At 39.6% G+C, this 18,070-nt stretch carries 14 protein-coding genes; 6 read left to right on the plus strand and 8 right to left on the minus strand.

What is annotated here, in order from left to right:
• The first annotated feature begins 37 nt into the window (after window positions 1–37).
• From tatC to BLR27_RS03560, 4 genes are all read left to right on the plus strand, one after another.
• Window positions 38–916 (plus strand): twin-arginine translocase subunit TatC, encoded by an 879-nt coding sequence (tatC, locus tag BLR27_RS03545; RefSeq protein ID WP_090700054.1) that lies wholly within the window; start codon window positions 38–40, stop codon window positions 914–916.
• A gap of 21 nt (window positions 917–937) precedes the next feature.
• Window positions 938–1,372, plus strand: coding sequence for a ribose 5-phosphate isomerase B (gene rpiB, locus BLR27_RS03550; protein WP_090700059.1), 435 nt, complete (start codon window positions 938–940; stop codon window positions 1,370–1,372).
• A gap of 25 nt (window positions 1,373–1,397) precedes the next feature.
• Entirely contained in the window at window positions 1,398–3,005 is a 1,608-nt protein-coding gene (locus BLR27_RS03555) for a M28 family peptidase (protein ID WP_090700063.1), read from the plus strand.
• An 81-nt stretch (window positions 3,006–3,086) separates the two neighbouring features.
• Complete coding sequence (locus BLR27_RS03560) at window positions 3,087–4,607, plus strand: M28 family peptidase (RefSeq protein ID WP_090700067.1); 1,521 nt, start codon at window positions 3,087–3,089, stop codon at window positions 4,605–4,607.
• 35 nt (window positions 4,608–4,642) lie between these two features.
• Here the strand turns inward: BLR27_RS03560 and BLR27_RS03565 are convergent, their stop codons facing one another.
• A complete protein-coding gene (locus BLR27_RS03565) occupies window positions 4,643–5,293 on the minus strand; it encodes a hypothetical protein (protein ID WP_090700071.1) in 651 nt (216 codons plus the stop codon).
• Window positions 5,294–5,461: 168 nt separating this feature from the next.
• Here BLR27_RS03565 and BLR27_RS03570 point away from each other — a divergent pair, with 168 nt between their 5' ends.
• Window positions 5,462–6,850, plus strand: coding sequence for a LutB/LldF family L-lactate oxidation iron-sulfur protein (locus BLR27_RS03570; protein WP_176767598.1), 1,389 nt, complete (start codon window positions 5,462–5,464; stop codon window positions 6,848–6,850).
• A 151-nt stretch (window positions 6,851–7,001) separates the two neighbouring features.
• Here the strand turns inward: BLR27_RS03570 and BLR27_RS03575 are convergent, their stop codons facing one another.
• From BLR27_RS03575 to BLR27_RS03595, 3 genes are all read right to left on the minus strand, one after another.
• Window positions 7,002–7,418 carry a hypothetical protein gene (locus BLR27_RS03575; protein ID WP_090700080.1) on the minus strand — a complete coding sequence of 139 codons (417 nt, stop codon included), beginning with the start codon at window positions 7,416–7,418 and terminating at the stop codon, window positions 7,002–7,004.
• 1,031 nt (window positions 7,419–8,449) lie between these two features.
• A complete protein-coding gene (locus tag BLR27_RS03590; RefSeq protein WP_090700094.1) occupies window positions 8,450–8,836 on the minus strand; it encodes a hypothetical protein in 387 nt (128 codons plus the stop codon).
• Between the two features lies 1 nt (window position 8,837).
• A complete protein-coding gene (locus tag BLR27_RS03595; protein WP_090700099.1) occupies window positions 8,838–10,340 on the minus strand; it encodes a hypothetical protein in 1,503 nt (500 codons plus the stop codon).
• A 504-nt stretch (window positions 10,341–10,844) separates the two neighbouring features.
• Between BLR27_RS03595 and BLR27_RS03600 the strand changes: the two genes are divergently transcribed.
• Complete coding sequence (locus tag BLR27_RS03600) at window positions 10,845–12,065, plus strand: MFS transporter (protein ID WP_090700103.1); 1,221 nt, start codon at window positions 10,845–10,847, stop codon at window positions 12,063–12,065.
• A gap of 145 nt (window positions 12,066–12,210) precedes the next feature.
• Here the strand turns inward: BLR27_RS03600 and BLR27_RS03605 are convergent, their stop codons facing one another.
• The 4 genes from BLR27_RS03605 to BLR27_RS03620 all read right to left on the minus strand — a co-directional run bounded on the left by BLR27_RS03605 (window position 12,211) and on the right by BLR27_RS03620 (window position 18,046).
• Window positions 12,211–13,578, minus strand: coding sequence for a 3-keto-disaccharide hydrolase (locus tag BLR27_RS03605; RefSeq protein ID WP_090700106.1), 1,368 nt, complete (start codon window positions 13,576–13,578; stop codon window positions 12,211–12,213).
• A gap of 103 nt (window positions 13,579–13,681) precedes the next feature.
• Window positions 13,682–13,864 (minus strand): hypothetical protein, encoded by a 183-nt coding sequence (locus tag BLR27_RS03610; protein WP_090700109.1) that lies wholly within the window; start codon window positions 13,862–13,864, stop codon window positions 13,682–13,684.
• Between the two features lie 178 nt (window positions 13,865–14,042).
• The gene (locus BLR27_RS03615) at window positions 14,043–14,867 is read right to left on the minus strand and encodes a 3-keto-disaccharide hydrolase (protein WP_090700114.1); all 825 of its coding nucleotides are present in this window, start codon (window positions 14,865–14,867) and stop codon (window positions 14,043–14,045) included.
• A 26-nt stretch (window positions 14,868–14,893) separates the two neighbouring features.
• Complete coding sequence (locus tag BLR27_RS03620) at window positions 14,894–18,046, minus strand: PVC-type heme-binding CxxCH protein (protein WP_090700118.1); 3,153 nt, start codon at window positions 18,044–18,046, stop codon at window positions 14,894–14,896.
• Between the last annotated feature and the right edge of the window lie 24 nt (window positions 18,047–18,070).

Consider the following 18,070-nt stretch of genomic DNA (forward strand, 5'->3'; position numbering starts at 1 on the left):
CTAAAATCAAATAGAATGGTATTTTTGTTTTCAAATTATGAGTAAGGAACGTACTGACCTGGTTAAGGCTATCAAAGAAAAAGGTAAAACTATTGAAGCCGAAATGTCTTTTTTTGATCATCTGGATGTCCTGCGGGGCCACCTGATCCGTGCTTCAATAGCCATTGTAAGTTTCACCATTCTGGCATTCAGCTTTTACGACTTTATTTTTGATGAGATCATCATGGGCCCGGGACGTACCGATTTCTGGACCTATAGAATGATGTGCGCAGCAACAGAAAAATTTAATCTGGGCGCCGATTTCTGTGTAAAAAAACTAAGCTTTAATATCATCAATACTGAATTGGGCGGACAGTTCACTTTGCAACTGAATTCCTCCCTCATGATAGGAATTGTTTTAGGTGTTCCCTACCTTTTATTTGAGATCTGGCGTTTTGTGAAGCCGGCATTGCACGAGAACGAGCGTAAATCGGCTACAGGATTTGTTTTCTGGGCTTCCATGTTATTTATCATAGGATTGCTTTTCGGATATTATATCATCGCACCCCTATCAATTAACTTCTTATCTAATTACGAAGTCAGTTCGATCATTAATAACCAGATCACGATCTCATCATATTTTTCTGTTGTTGCTACATTAACCATTGGTGCTGCTATAACCTTCGAATTACCGATCGTAATTTATATACTTTCCAAGCTTGGGATCATGACACCAGAGTTCATGAGGTCATCCAGAAGATATGCGACAGTGATCATTCTGATCATTGCAGCAATTGTAACTCCTACTCCTGACCTGGTAACAATGCTTACCGTTAGTTTCCCACTATTCTTGCTTTACGAAGTAAGTATCTATGTTTCGGCACGAGTGGCAGCTAACAAAAAGAAAGCTGAGATTGAATTTTATAAGAATGATTGATACAAACTCAAATAATAAACAATGACTAAAAATATCAGTATCGCCATAGGAGCAGATCATGCAGGTTTTGAATATAAAAGTATGCTTATTGATTTTCTGAAGGATTATTCAATCAAGGACTTTGGAACCTATAGCGCTGATTCTGTTGACTATCCGGACTTCGCGCATCCGGTATCCAGTGCTGTTGAGAATGCTGAATTCACAATAGGTATCCTCATCTGCGGAAGCGCAAACGGTGTTGCCATGACTGCAAATAAACATCAGGGTATTCGGGCTGCGATATGCTGGAATGAAGAACTTGCTGAACTCGCAAGAACTCATAACAATGCGAATATCCTTTGCATACCTGCAAGGTTCATAACAAAGGAAGAAGCAAAGAATATCTGTATGAAATTCATCAATTCAGAATTTGAAGGCGGCAGACATTCAAACAGGACAAACAAAATTTCCTGTTAACCAATTAAAACTAACCAATTAATATATGATGCTAAAACAATCACTATGGGTATTACTCGTGGCGGGTATTTCCGTACAGGGCTATGCTCAGGATCCGAATGCACAGAAATATGCAGGACAGATCACTGCAAAAAAAGCTAAAAAACATTTGAGCATACTTGCTTCAGATAAATTTGAAGGCAGAGAAACAGGTAAACGCGGAGCCGAAATGGCAGCTGCTTATATCGCCAAAGAATTCAAAAAACTGAAATTAACAGCACCAGTAAATGGTACTTACATTCAGAATGTGCCATTGATCGAAACTTCATTTGACGTAACTTCTTTCACTGCAAATAATACAGCGTTGACGATGGGCAAAGATTACCTGTTCAGTGGAAGTGGTGATGCTAAATCGATCAGGGCAAGTGAAATTGTCTTTATTGGCTACGGTATCGGGTCTGATAATTACGATGATCTGAAAAACACTGATATTTCCGGAAAGGTTGTATTACTGATCAACAAGGGAGAACCAATGCAGAATGGCGTTTCAGTTATCAGCAAGAGTACAACTGCTTCCGACTGGTCGACAAGCCGCTTTAAGCGCATACAATATGTTATGAGCAAAAACCCTGCATTGATCCTGGCTGTTAGTCCGGATGTAAGTACTGCAATTCAGTCATACAAGCCCAGAGCTGGTCGTTTAAGTGTTAAAAAAGAAACCAAAGCAGCTGCTGCAAATCGCGCAAGTACTGCAGCTATGGTGAATATCACACCTGAAGTTGCAAACCAGTTTCTTAAAAATTCAGGCAAAACTTATGAGGGACTGAAAGCTGCTATTGATAATAGCGCTGCACCACAGACACAGGTTTTGAAATCTGAAGTAGTGATGAACTACGGACCGGTAAACAAAGAAGTTATGTCGGCGAATGTTTTGGGTTACCTTGAAGGTACCGACCTAAAAGATGAGCTGGTGGTTTTCTCTGCTCATTATGACCATATCGGCCTGACAACAGATGGTGGTACAGATAAAGTAAACAACGGTGCTGATGATGATGGATCTGGCACAACAGGCGTACTTGCAATTGCCAGAGCATATGCTAAGGCAAAGAAAGCAGGACATGGCCCTCGAAGAAGTATTTTATTTTTACTGGTAACTGGTGAAGAAAAAGGATTACTGGGCTCTGAATATTATTCCCTGAATCCGGTCTTCCCGATGGCTAATACCATCACCAATCTGAACATTGATATGATCGGCAGAATAGGTGAAGCCTATAAAGACTCTCCTGATGCAGCTAATTATTGCTATCTGATAGGCTCTGATAAACTTAGTACCGACCTTCATAAGATCAGCGAAAATGCAAATGCTGTTTACACCAAAATGAAGATTGATTACAAGTTTAATGATCCGAAAGATCCGGAAAGAATTTATTACCGTTCAGATCATTATAATTTTGCAAAAAATGGAATTCCAATTGTATTCTATTTCAATGGAGTTCATGAAGATTACCATAAAGCGGGTGATGAAGTAAGTAAGATCAATTTTGAGCTTCTTGCCAAACGCGCACACCTGGTTTATTACACTGGATGGGACCTTGTTAACCGCGACAAAAGGCCGGTTGTGGATGTAAAAAATGATATGCCCGCAAGCAGATAAAGTTTGCTGAAATAATTAAAAAATGCTTCCGGTTTCCGGAGGCATTTTTTTTGTGCCGGTATTTTTCTCTATCTTGAATTCATGATGAAAAAACCAGTATTATGGGCTTTGTTTTTAGCTGGCATAACTTCACAGTCGCTCGCTCAGGATCCGAATGCTGAAAAGTATGCCGGAAATATCAATGCAAAAATCACTAAAAAGCATTTAAGCATTCTGGCATCAGATAAATTTGAAGGAAGAGAAACCGGTAAGCGCGGGGCTGAAATGGCAGCAGCTTATATTGCCCGGGAATTTAAGAAACTGAAACTCATTGCCCCCGTAAATGGCTCCTATTTGCAGCAAGTTTCATTGATTGAAACATCCATGCTTGTCCATTCTTTTGAGCTGAATAAAAATGTATTGAGCTCAGGTAAAGACTTTCAATTCAGCGGCAGCGGAGAAGCCAGGACGATTCAGGCCAATGAACTACTTTTCATAGCTAAGGAAACAGAATCAGAACTAAAAGAAAATGACATTTCCGGAAAGGTCGTTTTAATCATTCAATATGGGCAAGCTGATGAAATTGCAAAGCGGTTAAGCTTTTTGAAAAGAAAGAAGCCAGCATTGATACTCGCAGTCAACACAGAAAAAAACAATTCTAATCATTCACATAATTCAGGAGTAAGTCTCAGCGTTAAAAATGGCAGCAGGGAGAGCTTTCCCCTCAAGGTATATAGTCCGCCGGTAGTTCAAATCAATCCTGAAATCGCAAACCTGATCCTGAAAAACTCAGGAAGTACCTTTGAAAAATTAGCTGCAAATAATGCACAAATGCTGATTAAGGCAGAGCTAAAGCTAAGTTATGGCCCGGTGCAAAGGGAAGTTTTATCATCCAATGTATTGGGATATCTCGAAGGAACTGATCTGAAAGATGAGTTGCTGGTTTACTCAGCACATTATGATCATATTGGTATGAATTCGGATGGAGGAAAAGACAAGGTATTCAATGGGGCTGATGATGACGGATCAGGAACTTCAGGTGTACTTGCGATCGCCAAAGCTTTTGCAAAAGCTAAAAAAGAAGGAAATGGTCCGAGGCGCAGTATTCTGTTTCTGATGTTTACAGGCGAAGAAAAGAATCTTCTAGGTTCGGAGTATTATTCGCTGAACCCGGTATTTCCAATGGCTAATACTATTACGAACCTAAACATTGATATGATCGGCAGAACCGATTTCATTTACAGGAATACACCAGATTCAACAAATTACCTATATCTGGTTGGGACTGATAAACTAAGTATAGATCTGCACAGGATCAGTGATCATGCCAATGCGGTTTATACCAAATTGAAGCTCGATTACAGGCATAATGCTAAAGATGATCCTACACAGATCTATTTCTGGTCAGATCATTACAATTTTGCCAAAAATGGAGTGCCTGTTATATTTTATTATAACGGGAAGCATGAAGACTACCATAAAGGCAGTGATGAGGTCAGGAAGATCAATTTTAACCTTTTAAGCAAACGCGCACAGTTAGCCTATTACACTGGATGGGATCTGGTGAACCGTGATAAGCGACCGGTTGTGGATGTCAAAAACAACATGCCCGCTACCAGATAAGTAATAATTTAAATCAGGGATTAGCTAAGGCATTTTTAGTTTATGACGTATACAGGGAGTTTTCTAACTTTAAACTTATTCTCAGAAGTCATTCTGGCTACAGCTTCAGATTTTGACCTATGATATAAGGAAAGACTCATGTCACTCTCACCTGCTAAAGCTCTGGGAACATATACGGAAGAACCTCCCCTGCTCAGAACTCCTTCCAATACTGAAACTCCAACATTGATACCTGTGGCTGCTGCCTGAGACATATAACGCACATTTTGGACACGGGCTCTTATAATCATATCGGCACCTAAAAGCTTTGCCAGTTCATCAGAAGGCAGTTTCCAAGACTCCTGCAAAGAGATGCCCTGCTCCTTAAGTTTTGCATTTATCACACGAATATCCATCATTGTCACATCCCACTTGTTCCTGATAATTTTATCTGAGGCATGAAAGAGGAAATCTTCGTAAATAGCTTCCTGAAATGATGTGCTTTGCTCAGCCTCCATCTGTACAAGCCGGTCTGCGTCCCAGTCCTTTGGCATCTTACCCGAAAATATAACTTCAACGGGAAGAATAGCCAAACTCTGCGGTCCAGGCCTGGACGCTGAAAAAAAATCTTTATCACTATATACCTTTGAATTGCAAGAGACCAGGCTCAACCATGTCAGCAAAATTAATGCGTAATAGAGTTTCATATGATAAAATATAAATTGAATACATTTAAACTGACAACTGACAACAGATAATACAATATAGACGATCATTTATTAGTGATAGTTACATGTCTGATATCAAAAATCTATTATAAAAGAAATTTCAGGTTGTTTACAATCCTTTACCATCTAAATCCTTAAATTCGCCTGATGAGCAAATTAGCTTCCGATTTTGTAAAAACTTCTGATACCAAGGCATTCGATCTGGATCACCGCCGTATCATTAATTATAATATTGGAAAGTATGATGCGGCTGTTGAGCGCGGACTTTCAAAATTCGCGAACCTTGAAAATTCAAAACGTAAGGCACATACGGTCAAATGGAAGGTGATGGAAAACCTGGACAAGCTCCTTCCTGAGTTTGAATCCAATTTTCAGCGCAGAGGAGGAAAGGTTATCTGGGCCAATGATGCTGCGGAGGCCAATAAAGAGATCCTTCAGATCATCAAAAAAGCAGGCGCAAAAACCGTTATTAAATCTAAATCAATGGCTACTGAGGAGATTCATCTGAATGAATTTCTTGAGGAGAACCATATTGAAACGGTTGAGAGTGACCTTGGTGAATATATCGTTCAATTGCTTGGTCAGAAGCCTTATCATATTGTTACTCCGGCCATGCACCTTAGCAAGGAAGACATTGCCAAACTATTCAATGAACGATTTGGTACACCGATCGATGCTACACCGGAACAATTAACCTTAAAAGCAAGAGAACTATTAAGAGAGAAATATACCTCTGCTGATGTAGGAATTACCGGCGGAAATTTTCTGATCGCAGATAGCGGAAGCATTGCACTGACTGAAAATGAAGGAAATGCCCGGCTCACCACCACATTTCCAAAAATACATATTGCCATTGTTGGGATTGAGAAGGTTATTCCATCCATCAACGATCTGGATCTGTTCTGGCCGATATTATCAACGCATGGAACCGGTCAGAATCTGACTGTTTACAATACCATTCTGGGCGGACCAAGACAAAGCGATGAAAGCGATGGACCTGAAGAGATGTATGTGATCCTGCTCGATAATGGCCGTACTAATTTACTGGCTCAAAAAGATCAGCGCCAGGGATTGTATTGTATTCGCTGTGGTGCCTGTTTAAATGCATGCCCGGTTTATAAGAACATCGGGGGTCATACCTATGAAACTACTTATAGCGGACCAATAGGATCAATAATAACTCCCCACATGGCCGGGATGGAGGAATTCAAGCATCTGAGTTATGCCTCCAGTCTTTGCGGCAAATGCACAGAAGTTTGTCCGGTTAAAATTGATATCCACAAAATGCTCCTCCTGAACCGCAGAGATTCTGTTAATCAGGGATTAAGTCCCCGTGCAGAAAGTCTGGGCTGGAAAGGCTGGAAAATGGGGATGATGAAGCGTAAGATGATGGATATGTTGGGCGGCAAATTCAAGAACTTTTTACTGAGAAACTTCTTCAAAAAAAGCTGGGGCAAACACCGCGTACTTCCTCAGGTAGCAGAAAAATCGTTTAGTAAGCAATGGCAGGAAAAGCAAGCGGGGGAAACGCTCTAACATAAGAGATGTAGTCTTTGAATTCCAATTTCCAATGCTTGATGTTGCAGGCAATAATGACTCCTAAACGGATGTCATCCCGAAACCTGCCCTTCAGCAGGTGAGGGACCTTCGTGAAACTTAAATAGAAATGCATTTAATTTCCCCTGCATTATCTCAATTGGACAGAGTCAAAAGCAATTATTAAGCGATTTTTTTTTCTTTGCATATTTACCCCATAGCTGATTTGAAGAGAATAACTTTCTCCCATATCTTTATTACTGGACAATTTGGGATTTATAAATGGCCCTAGTGAAAACAGCCTGCTTTCCGGATTTTCATCATATTCAGAAACAGAAATCAGAAAGCTATGAGAAACTTCATCAGATTCAGGTAAATGAGCAGATCCAGATCCGTTATTCACCCTGAAAATAGTAATCCCCATATTTTTACCCTTAATAAATATTACTGTATCTATTTGAGTCAATAAGGATTTTTGATCAATATATTGAATTTCCTTAATTTGAACTTGTCCATATGAAGTTGAACTCGCCAGAAAAAGACAAAAAAGTATCGATATAGTTTTCATGTTGAAATGCATTTGATGAAATATTACCCTTACTCCATTTTGACCGATTTTGGGTGACTTTCTAATATATTTTAAAAATCGCTTGTTCCTTAAATAAAATCTAGCGTGGCACTGAGCTCTTTGGATAGTCCATTTACATTATTTATTCATCCATTTACCCCTATTCAAATAAGCAATGACATTCAAGATCCATATTAAAAACATTATTGTTGAAAAAACGACAAAAGGTAATTCTAGCAGAAATAGTTTAGGATCCATGATTAGTGCCAATATCATCAGAAATTGAAATAAAGCTAGCAGGGAAGATATTGCCAATAGTGCAAAATATGAATCTGCATCATTCTTAGTTTGGTAAGCCCGCAGTCCATAAATAATTACCAATACCAGTACTATAATAAGTAAGGCAACAAAGGCTAAATCAACAGGGAACTTATCTGAGCCTAACGCACTGTCAATTCCAGAAATAATCTTAATTAAAAGGAATACGCTATTTCCTACAGCAAGTGCCGCTTTTAAAATTTTTTTTTATTCACATTTATTAAAGGCTGGAAGAAAAACATCCATTTTAAATTATTTATTCATCCATTTACCCCTATTCAAATAAACAATAACATTAAAAACCCATAACAAAAGCATTAGGATTGAAAAACCAACGAATGGCAATAAGATTGAAAAATCAATGAATTGAAACTCTGAGGGTACGATTTTTCTGAATCGCAAAAAGTAATATATAATCAGAAAATGCGCAAAATTAACTAAAGCAGATACCGCCAATATTGCAATGTTGGAATCTTTGTCATTGATTTGGTGGTACACCTTTCGACCGTATACAATTAACAAAATCAAAGGTAGACTTAGCAATGCAGAAATGAATAAGGTAGCGGGTAGCTGATCTGAATTTACCCCATATTTTATACAGAAATAAATAGCAATTGTAATATAAAAGCAATTTCCTGTAGCGAGGGCTACTTTATAAAATTTAATATTTTTCATTTTATTGCAATTATTAAGGTTAGCTAAAAAGTATACTATTATAATTTATCCCTTTTCAATAAAGCAATTACATTCAAAACCCATAACAAAAGCATTATTATGGAAAAAACGATCCAATGCGGAATTTTTAAAAAGAGTTTAGGATTAACAACAAAGCCATAGATTATAAATAAATATATTAAATCAAATAAAGTAGAGATTGCTAATATAGCAAGGTATGAACCTTTATCATTCCAATTTTGATAAGCCCGAAGACCATAAATAATTAATAAAACTAATGCAATGCTAAGTAGGACAATAAGGGCCAGATCCACCGGAAACTTATCTGAGCTTATAGCTCTATCAATACTAAAAATGATAAGTATTAAAATAAACAGGCAATTACCTATTGCAAGAGCCGCTTTTAATAATTTAATTTGTGTCATTCTAATTGCATTTATTAACCCATTGTAAAATCTTAGATGTCTCTTGTTCTGCAAGTCTTGCTGCATATTTTCCGGCAAACGTCTCTACCTCATCATCTGCAATGGCACTATGAGTTTCTTCATAATTTACGAAAGGGTTTGGTATTCCAAGTCCTGATAAAGTGTGCGTAATTAAATCAAATGTTCCAGTTTTTAATTCATTCTTTTTTAAAAACTCTTTTAAGCCATCATACTTACCCGAAGTATCATTTAAAACTTCCGAAAAAGGAATGTTATTCTTATCATTACCATAATACCGGATTAGCAAAGCACCATAATTTGAATGTGCATAAAAATCTTGAAATGCATGTATATAATATCCTAGTGCTTGATAATTACTAATTGATTGTTGTTTATTTAAATTACTTGTCATTAAGCTCCAATTCTGCTGAATATTATAATAATCTGACAATGCATCAAAGTGATAAATAGAAGTGCCTCCAATCATTCCAAAAGCAGTATTAATATCGGTCCACACAACCCCCTGTTCTAATAACTCTATTGCTGAAGGGCAAATGCCCAATTTTGCTGCTGCATTTCTCATTATCAATTTGTGAATATAAATTTTATACGCAAGCTCTTTAAGGGTAGGTTCTATATCCTCTATTGGATCCTCTTCCACGCAATTAATCCCGTCAACTGCTTGCATAAGATCTTTAGTTCCGTCTCCTCCGCAACCCACAGGACCCTGATCTGATAATCCATCTCCTATGTAACAGTATTGAAAAAAGATAGTCTCAGTCCAATATACGCAACCCCCATCACATTGTCTGTAGGTTGTAACCTGCTTATAGGTATCACAAATAAGTTCTTTTACCGCAGCGTTAGCATATTTCTTTTTTTCATTGGAGTTGGATGCTTTACCGGAGCTGATATACCCCACAACAATACCATCATAATACCGATAGCCATTGATAAATATACCCTTTGAGCTATGGTACAAAACATCTCCGCTGAAGTCTTTTTCTTTTTTTATAAATGTATTATTCTTCAGCTTTTTGATATCTCCCTGCAGGTAGGCTTCATCCCCAATGATGGTCATCAATACGCCTCGCACCTTTGAATCTGTTTGTATAAAGAGTAAGCTGGTCACATTGCCTGTTTTTGAAAAATCAAAGGCCTTAGCATCTATCTGATTTTTTGAAAAAGCTATATTTCCATTCTTTAGCGGGATTTCTGCAATGGTACTATCACCTCGTGTATAGTTTTTTGCTTCATCCCATACAGGCTCCAGGAGCAATTTAGGCATAGAACTAAGCGATTTTGTCGAATCAATGGTATTACTCAATCCACGAATATTGATCTGATTATTAATAAATCGTTTATTAAACCAGCTTCTGAATTCTACCGGTGTATTTGATAATCCTTCTCTTGGAATCTCCTTCTGAATTTCATCCTTTTCACAGGAACTGAACAATAGAATTACACAGGCTGAAATTTTTAGAAGATCATTTACTTTTTTCATAGATAAGTTTAGATTAAGATTTACTTAAGCTAAACTCGATGATAAATTACCTGAAGCAAATAAAATGAGTAAGAGGTAGGTATTACAGTTTAAACGGTAAAATAAAGCCTGAAATTTGTCCTGAGGTCGGTGTTGTACCACTTTAAACTGCTCGTTTTTAGCACCATACATACTTTTCTTAAAATTTATTATAGAATTTTTATGGATAATAAAATTCAACAGCGCCTACAGACATGTTTTTAAAAAATATTATTCCAACTGTAATGAAAGTTGTACTAGTGGGTGGTACGGACAACACCGACCACAGGGGAAATACAATAAGAGGAGTCAGGAGACTCCAGGTTATTTGGCTATCCGTAGAGCGCTGCGCTGAACTCTATGGATAGTGTGTCAGAATTTTCTTTTATTATTAGCTAAACTAAATTAAAATGAATAGTTTAAACTATTCATTTCACAACAAATAGTTAACAAATAATTAAGCTAAAAAACTCAACAATTAAGCTGATGCAAAAACAAATCAGAATCAAATTATCAATCTTCATGTTTCTTCAATATCTGATCTGGGGATCATGGTATGTTAGTATGGGAAGCTATCTAAGCAAAACCCTTCAGTTTAGCGGGGAACAAATTGGATTAGCCTATGGCGCCTTTGCTATAGGAGCTATGATCGCACCATTCTTTGTTGGTTTGATCGCCGACCGGTATTTTGCATCAGAAAAGATATTGGCTTTCCTAGGTATTTTCGGAGGACTTTTATTATTTCTGCTGCCGGAGATGACCACATTCGGAGCCTTCTACCCTATGCTCATCCTTTATTGCTGTACCTACGTACCTACATTGGCCCTTGGTAATTCAGTCTCGCTGCACCACCTTGAAAACCCAAAACGCGATTTTCCATTGGTAAAAACACTTTCAGCTGTGGGATGGATCGCTGCAGGCTTATTACTCAGCTTCGCCTTTGAAGGGGAGCTTTCTGCTATTCAGTTTTATGTTGCTGGAACAATTTCGATACTATTCGGACTTTTCTGTCTGACTTTGCCGCACACTCCTCCCATGAAAACCGGAAAGGATGTGAGCCTGGGAGAGATACTGGGATTAGATGCTCTCGCCTTATTGAAAAAACCATCATTTGCCATATTTATCGGATGCATGTTCCTGATCTGTATCCCACTTTATTTCTATTTCGTGAATATGAACCTGTTCGTTACTGAACTGGGCTGGACACGTTCGGCAGCGAAAATGTCGCTGGCACAGGTATCAGATATACTTTTCCTTGTTTTATTGCCAATCATACTCAGAACCTTTGGATACAAGAAGACGATCTTCATCGGAATCTTAGCCTGGGCGGTACGCTACTTCTTTCTGGCTGGAAGCGTCGACGCAGGAAGTATGCAAACAACATTTGTATTCACGGCAATCCTGCTTCACGGTGTTTGCTACGACTTCCTGTTCATTGCCGGACAGCTGTATGTAGATGAAGAAGCAAATGAGCGGATAAGAGGTGCCGCACAGGGATTGATCGCATTCATTCTTTGGGGTTTGGGTGCATTTGTAGGTACACATCTGGCGGGTGTTTCGCAGGCTGCCCATACGCTGGAGCAAGCTGGCGGAACGATGGCACATGACTGGCAAGGGATATGGATCTATCCGGCATGGGGATCATTGGCTGTATTGGTTGTTTTCCTGATATTTTTCAGGAATCCGGGGAAGAAGGGTGTAGCTTAAAGGGGAAAGCCAAAAGTGAAAAGCTGAAAGCTAAAAGTTAAATTCTTATAAATTATAAAGAACAAAGCCCTGATACAAATGAATTGTATCAGGGCTTTGTGTCTTATGTTTTTTGCTTTAAGCTTTGTGCTTTTAGCTTTCGGCTCTATTTGCTTAAATCCTTAATCCGGATATTTCTGAACTGCAATTCTGAACCATGACCAAGAAACCCGATATGTCCGCTATCTCTTTGTAATCCGGGGTGTTTCTGGCCGTCGGCAGCACCATTCTTCCTGGCATCTGTAATATCTGCATCAAGAATTACGGTACCATTTAAAATAACCTTGATCTTTGGTCCCTGCACGATCACTTCCTGATAATTCCATTCTCCTACAGGTTTAAGGGAGCCTCTTTTTGCAGGAATTGTACCGTAGATTGACCCATGATACTGATATACTTTCAGATCTTTATAAACTGGGGCATCGTTATCCAGTATTTGTAATTCCATACCCTGATAAGCCGCATCACCAGTTATAGGCGACCTGATACCCAGACCATTATTAGCACCCGGAGTCAGTTGAAACTCAAAACGGAACACAAAATCACTGAATTCTTCCTTAGTAAATAAATTATTTCCCAGGGTACTTTTACCTGGCTTCGGACGAACAGCTAAATTGCCATTTTCTGTGATATAATCTCTGGTATTACCCATCCAGCTGAACATATTTGTACCATCAAAAAGCACTTTGAATCCTTCTTTCTTTTCCTTTTTGCTCAGCTCAAATGGCTTTGCACGAGGCAATTCCTTGATGTAAATATTACGGTAAGAAACCGGTGAACCATGTGCCTGAAGCTCGATCTGCTCTTCCGAAAAGATCGGTAGCTTCCTATCCCAATAATTTTCAAGGATCACATTATCAGTTACCAACTCACCATTCAAATAAACGGTCACACGATCGGCCTTCATAATGATACGGAAGGTATTCCACTCACCCAATTTCTTGTCGGCCACTTTTAATGGTTTACTTTCATGAACCTGGTTGTTATACAATCCGCCGGAACCAACCTGCGCACCAGATTTTACACGGGCATTATCCCAGATCTGCACCTGCGGTGTTCCTCTCAAATAAATACCTGCATCACCCTCCTGCTTTCCGTCGTCGATGATCTTCCAATCAACCATCATCTCAAAGTCGCCATATTTCTTTACCGTAGTAATATTATTACCATGACCCACGAACTGTAATTCTCCATTGACCACTTTCCAGCTGTCACGCATTTCCGCATCAGCTTTTACCTGTGCCTCTGCCAGAGTTTTGGCATCCATTTTTGACCTTTTTATAGGGTCGGCAACCAAACCCTTCCAGCCGGTAAGATCTTTACCATTAAATAAAGCGGTAAAGCCATTCATTTGAGGGTTCTCAATCGCTTGCCCTTCAGTCTTTGCAGATTTAGGATTCTCTGCAAATGTAAAAATTGCAGGAAGGACTAATGCCGCTAGAAGAAAGGGACGAAATTTTTTGGGAGAAAACATATTTTTCCTTTTTAAGATTAATTTATAGAGTTGAATTTAGCTTTTATATCATTAAACAATAGAGTACAAGAAAAATTAATTCAAACATCTATTGATCAAATTCTTATAACATAATTTTTCTTTTTTCTTTTCCTTCAGCAGAAAAGAAACAAAATGCCGCCGCTGCACCTGATGCTATTAAAGTTACTACTAAGGCTTGGTTACTGCAAGCCGCACCAGCTGAGGCGGAAAAGAAGGTGAACGGAGATTTAGTGCTCTGGCCAAAGCCTATCAACAGTCTTTTCATAATAACTCTAAATTTTGCTCTATTAATGTCAGTAGAAGCAGAATGAAACTAACAGTTTCCATATTTAAAATAAATGGGGGCATGCATTTTAGCTTTTACCTAAAAATATATTAAAAAGCGAATAACTGATTTTTTTATAAGTGTTGCTGTAAACTTGAATAGAATGATTTGCATAATCTTAGTTCGATGCCAGAGGAACGATCTCTACTTTCCTGACGAACATTTCTGCTCCTTCAGACTGGATCTGTATCTTTCCTTTGGTAGGAGTAACATGATAAGCTTCATTCACCAAAACTCCATTTAAGTAAGCAGAAACCTTATCACCAATTACAACACATTCTACTTTATTCCACTGACCGACAGGCTTTTCGACATCATTTTTGCCTCTGAATCCAACAACATCCTTCCATTCTGGATCTCTGGCAAACCAATCGATCCGGCCTCCATTGATAGTTAACGGCTGACCACCTGCCAAATATACATTGCCTTTACCCTGCTGTTTAGGAGCCACATTACTGGTTAAGGAAAACTTTTTAGTCCCATCTCCTACCACCAAAAAATCACCTGTACCTCCTTCAATGATCTGACATTCAATAGAATACATCCATGTTCCGGAGTAACCTCCGTCTTCACCAATTGAATGTAAAAGTATACCACTATCTCTTGCTTTATCTACCCTCGGTGAATACGTTTTAGGCCCCCACTTAAATTCAACCGTTAGTTTATAATTACTATACTCCTCATTCGACGTGATACAACCATATTCTTCTCCGGAGATATGGATCAATCCCTTTTCTACACTGAACACATTTTTTGGATCATTATCCCGGCCACGGCCTTTAACAAATTTATACCAGCCATCCAGATTCTGTCCATTGAACAGGGATATGGATTTTGCCTTGCTGCCAGTTGAGGCGCCTTGTTTTGATTTGGTGGTACCGCATCCATCCATAATAAAGGATAAGGCAATAAGGGCAAGGGAGAATAGAAATACTTTTTTCATGCTAAGGATCGATAATTATTAATTGATTATTTTCTTTTTACTAAGTTTCCGATTCCATCTGGAAGGGTATTCAGGTAGGCCATCAGGTCTGATAATTCCTGAGGACTTAACTGTTTATCCAGGCCCGGAGGCATCAATGATATGTCGAGTGGTTCAATTCCTGTAATTTCAGATCTCGGAATACGTACCTGTAATCCCGGACCTGTTGAAATAATTATAGCATCAGACAATTGCTCCTTTAATACACCAGTATATGTTGCAGTCTTTGTGGTCACTCTGCTGGTTTCATACTCGCGGGCAAAGCTAGCGCTCGGATATAAAATAGCTTCCAGAATATCATGTCCCGATCGGATCTGTCCGATATTGGTCAGGTCTGGCCCGAAAATGGCTCCTTTGCCAGCAACAGCATGGCAAGAGGAACAAACGCCTTTCCCGAAGAATATTTTTGCTCCTGAAGCTACATCGCCCCTGGTTAAACTCGCTTCTACTTTTGTCAGTTCTGCTAATCTTCCTGCATTTCGCTCAGCCAGCTTTGTCATTAAAGGCTCTGCCGAATTTTTAATTTTCTGAGAATATGCACTTAGCAATCCTTTCAATTCTTCTTCAGAAACATTATCCAGACGATCAGGGCTTACACCTAAAGCAGCAACCAATGCTGAACCAACTGGTTCGCTCTTATTATTTTTAAATGCACTTACCAGGCTCGGCAAAAGGTAAACATCGGTTTTTGCGACCTGCTCATCTGCTAGTTTAACCAATTGATTATCAGTTAATTTTGCATTAGACAATAAGCGGGCAGCCATCTGCCTAACCGGTGATTCATTTTTATTGCCAAGATAAGAGAACACCATAGTGAATTCCGTATCCGACAAGGACGGTACAGAAAGTAATTTGGAACTTAGTGCTTTCAAACGAAAATCAGGACTTGTATTTACATTCTGAACGATCTGACTTAGCTGATCATTCAGCGCTTTAATTCTTCTGGATTCGATCAGCCCTAAAACCTGAGATTTAATTTCAGTGCTTCCGCTGTCAAGCAGTTTAGCTAATGTCTGAACCCAAACTTCAGGAATTTCCTTCACCGAAGCATGAGTGATCACATCTATTAAAAAGATCTTTTTTACATCCGATGCTGATTTACTGTCAAGCTGTTCAGCAAGGAAAGTCTGCAATTGCTTATCGTTACTAAAGGTGATCATCAGATCGCGTATAGCGATAAGATCCGCACCGGCAATTTCAGCAGAATTCAATCGGCCTTTCAGGAAGCCGATCACAATATCCGACCATTCAGGATGATGGGAAGCAACCCATATACCGATCTTTTGCAATTGCGGGGTTTTGCTTGTCAGAAAAGGAGATAGATTTTCCTTCTTAAGTGCCGTCCCTCCAATTTGATCCAGCGCAATCAATGCGGTTCTCTTCACATTTGGAGAAGGATTATTCAAGGCGGCCACCAAAGGAGCAGTATTATTAAGGCCTATCAGGGCATAAATTAGTGCATGTTCCTCAACCCGGTCATTATTTATGGCTGCTGCTTTCAGTAATGCAGGAACGGCCCGTTTATCACCGATCTGACCTAAAGCTGTTGCAGCCTGACGGCGGACAGCAAATCTTTCTTTCTGTACCAATTCCATCAATTTATCGACAGAGGCTTTGTCTTTCGCAAGTCCCAGAGCACGGGCAGCAGCAGTTTTTACCACTGCTGAAGGATCAATCAGACCTGAACGTACTCCGGTCATGGCATTTGGCGTAGCGATACGCGAAAGAGCGAATATTCCCGCTGCACGCATTTCTTCACTAACCGACTTCAGCAATGAATTTTTTATAGGCAGGACTGCTGCTTCGCCTTTGCTGATCAAGAGCTCGATCGCGTTGTCGCGGACTGCCAGACGAGCGTCTTTCGTAGCAGCTATAAGTCCGGGAACAGCCATTGATCTTAAATTCAGTTTAGTGCCCCAGGGATCATTAACTTTTGCAGCACCAGTTTTTCTTATCCTGTAAATTCCTCCCGGAACATCTAGTTTTGCAACCCTGGAAAGTGGGCAGCCCAGGATAAACCAGCCCCCGGTATTGAGTATCAGCATACTGCCATCGGCATCTTCAAGCACATCCGTGAGGTGCATATCCTGAACTCCTGATGTAACAAATGGCTCATCAACAGTTTTATAGGTTGCACCATCGGCAATAACCTTATGACGCATGATACGACCCGTATTGAATTCGGCACTAAAGAGATTACCCTGATATTCTTTACCAATGGTGTTTCCACGATACCGCATTATTCCCGAAGGAGCCACCCTTGCCATTTTATTCATTACCGGCATCAGGTCGCCAGTCAAAATAAATTTATCCTTTTCAATCACAGGATTATATTTTGGGTAAGCTCCGCCTTCCACCCAATGCATGATCGCATCTCGCATACCAGCCTGAGGTTCAATGAAATAGGTCATTGTTCCAACAGTCTCGCCCGATGGCATAAATGCCAGCTCAATCGAATTGTCAAAACCACCACCAGCCATAGATTCCAGCCCTGAGCCATCCGGACGGCATCTCCAGATCCGGGCACTGCTTCCTTTTAAATTTTTACCTTCTTTGGTTGTGATGTCAAATCCACGGCGGGCATCTGTCAGGTATAACCAGCCATCTGGTCCAAGAAATGGCCCTCCCAATAGTGCACCATTAGAATTCAATACCCAACCTGTCAGGACTACCTCACGCTTATCAGCCACACCATCCCCGTCTGTATCGGTCAGGCGTATCAGATCAGGAGAAGAGGTTACATAAAGACTGCCATTATAAAATACACCGCCTTTGGGGAAGGACAGTGAGTCGGCAAATATCTTACTCTTATCAAATTTCCCATCGCCATCAGTATCTTCCAGCAAGCGAATGTGATAGGGAGGTTTCTTCAGCATACCTTCGTTGGTAGGCGAACTACCATCCGATTCGAAGACAAACAACCTTCCATCGCCATCGAAAGAGGCAAACATGGGGTAAGAGATCATGCCGGGATCAACAGCCCGTTCAATGGTAAAACCTTCGGGGACTTTCAGTCCGTCGAGTTCAGGGACTGCTGTTTCTTTCTCTTTATTACCAAGGAAAAATAAGACACTGCCGGAAAGCAGCAAAACTACTGCAAGTTGAAAAGGTAATTTAGAAACTCTTGAAAAATAGTTCATTTGTTTATTGTGAATTTTAAAATA

It is taken from the genome of Daejeonella rubra (genome assembly GCF_900103545.1).
Taxonomy (GTDB): domain Bacteria; phylum Bacteroidota; class Bacteroidia; order Sphingobacteriales; family Sphingobacteriaceae; genus Daejeonella; species Daejeonella rubra.

Excerpts from the sequence above, each read along its gene's own strand:
- BLR27_RS03615 (WP_090700114.1), bottom strand. The coding sequence starts at position 14,867 with ATGAAAAAAGTATTTCTATTCTCCCTTGCCCTTATTGCCTTATCCTTT.
- BLR27_RS03575 (WP_090700080.1), bottom strand. The coding sequence starts at position 7,418 with ATGAAAACTATATCGATACTTTTTTGTCTTTTTCTGGCGAGTTCAACT.
- BLR27_RS03600 (WP_090700103.1), top strand. The coding sequence starts at position 10,845 with ATGCAAAAACAAATCAGAATCAAATTATCAATCTTCATGTTTCTTCAA.
- BLR27_RS03610 (WP_090700109.1), bottom strand. The coding sequence starts at position 13,864 with ATGAAAAGACTGTTGATAGGCTTTGGCCAGAGCACTAAATCTCCGTTC.
- BLR27_RS03595 (WP_090700099.1), bottom strand. The coding sequence starts at position 10,340 with ATGAAAAAAGTAAATGATCTTCTAAAAATTTCAGCCTGTGTAATTCTA.
- BLR27_RS03555 (WP_090700063.1), top strand. The coding sequence starts at position 1,398 with ATGATGCTAAAACAATCACTATGGGTATTACTCGTGGCGGGTATTTCC.
- tatC (WP_090700054.1), top strand. The coding sequence starts at position 38 with ATGAGTAAGGAACGTACTGACCTGGTTAAGGCTATCAAAGAAAAAGGT.
- BLR27_RS03605 (WP_090700106.1), bottom strand. The coding sequence starts at position 13,578 with ATGTTTTCTCCCAAAAAATTTCGTCCCTTTCTTCTAGCGGCATTAGTC.
- BLR27_RS03560 (WP_090700067.1), top strand. The coding sequence starts at position 3,087 with ATGATGAAAAAACCAGTATTATGGGCTTTGTTTTTAGCTGGCATAACT.
- BLR27_RS03590 (WP_090700094.1), bottom strand. The coding sequence starts at position 8,836 with ATGACACAAATTAAATTATTAAAAGCGGCTCTTGCAATAGGTAATTGC.
- BLR27_RS03565 (WP_090700071.1), bottom strand. The coding sequence starts at position 5,293 with ATGAAACTCTATTACGCATTAATTTTGCTGACATGGTTGAGCCTGGTC.
- BLR27_RS03620 (WP_090700118.1), bottom strand. The coding sequence starts at position 18,046 with ATGAACTATTTTTCAAGAGTTTCTAAATTACCTTTTCAACTTGCAGTA.
- rpiB (WP_090700059.1), top strand. The coding sequence starts at position 938 with ATGACTAAAAATATCAGTATCGCCATAGGAGCAGATCATGCAGGTTTT.
- BLR27_RS03570 (WP_176767598.1), top strand. The coding sequence starts at position 5,462 with ATGAGCAAATTAGCTTCCGATTTTGTAAAAACTTCTGATACCAAGGCA.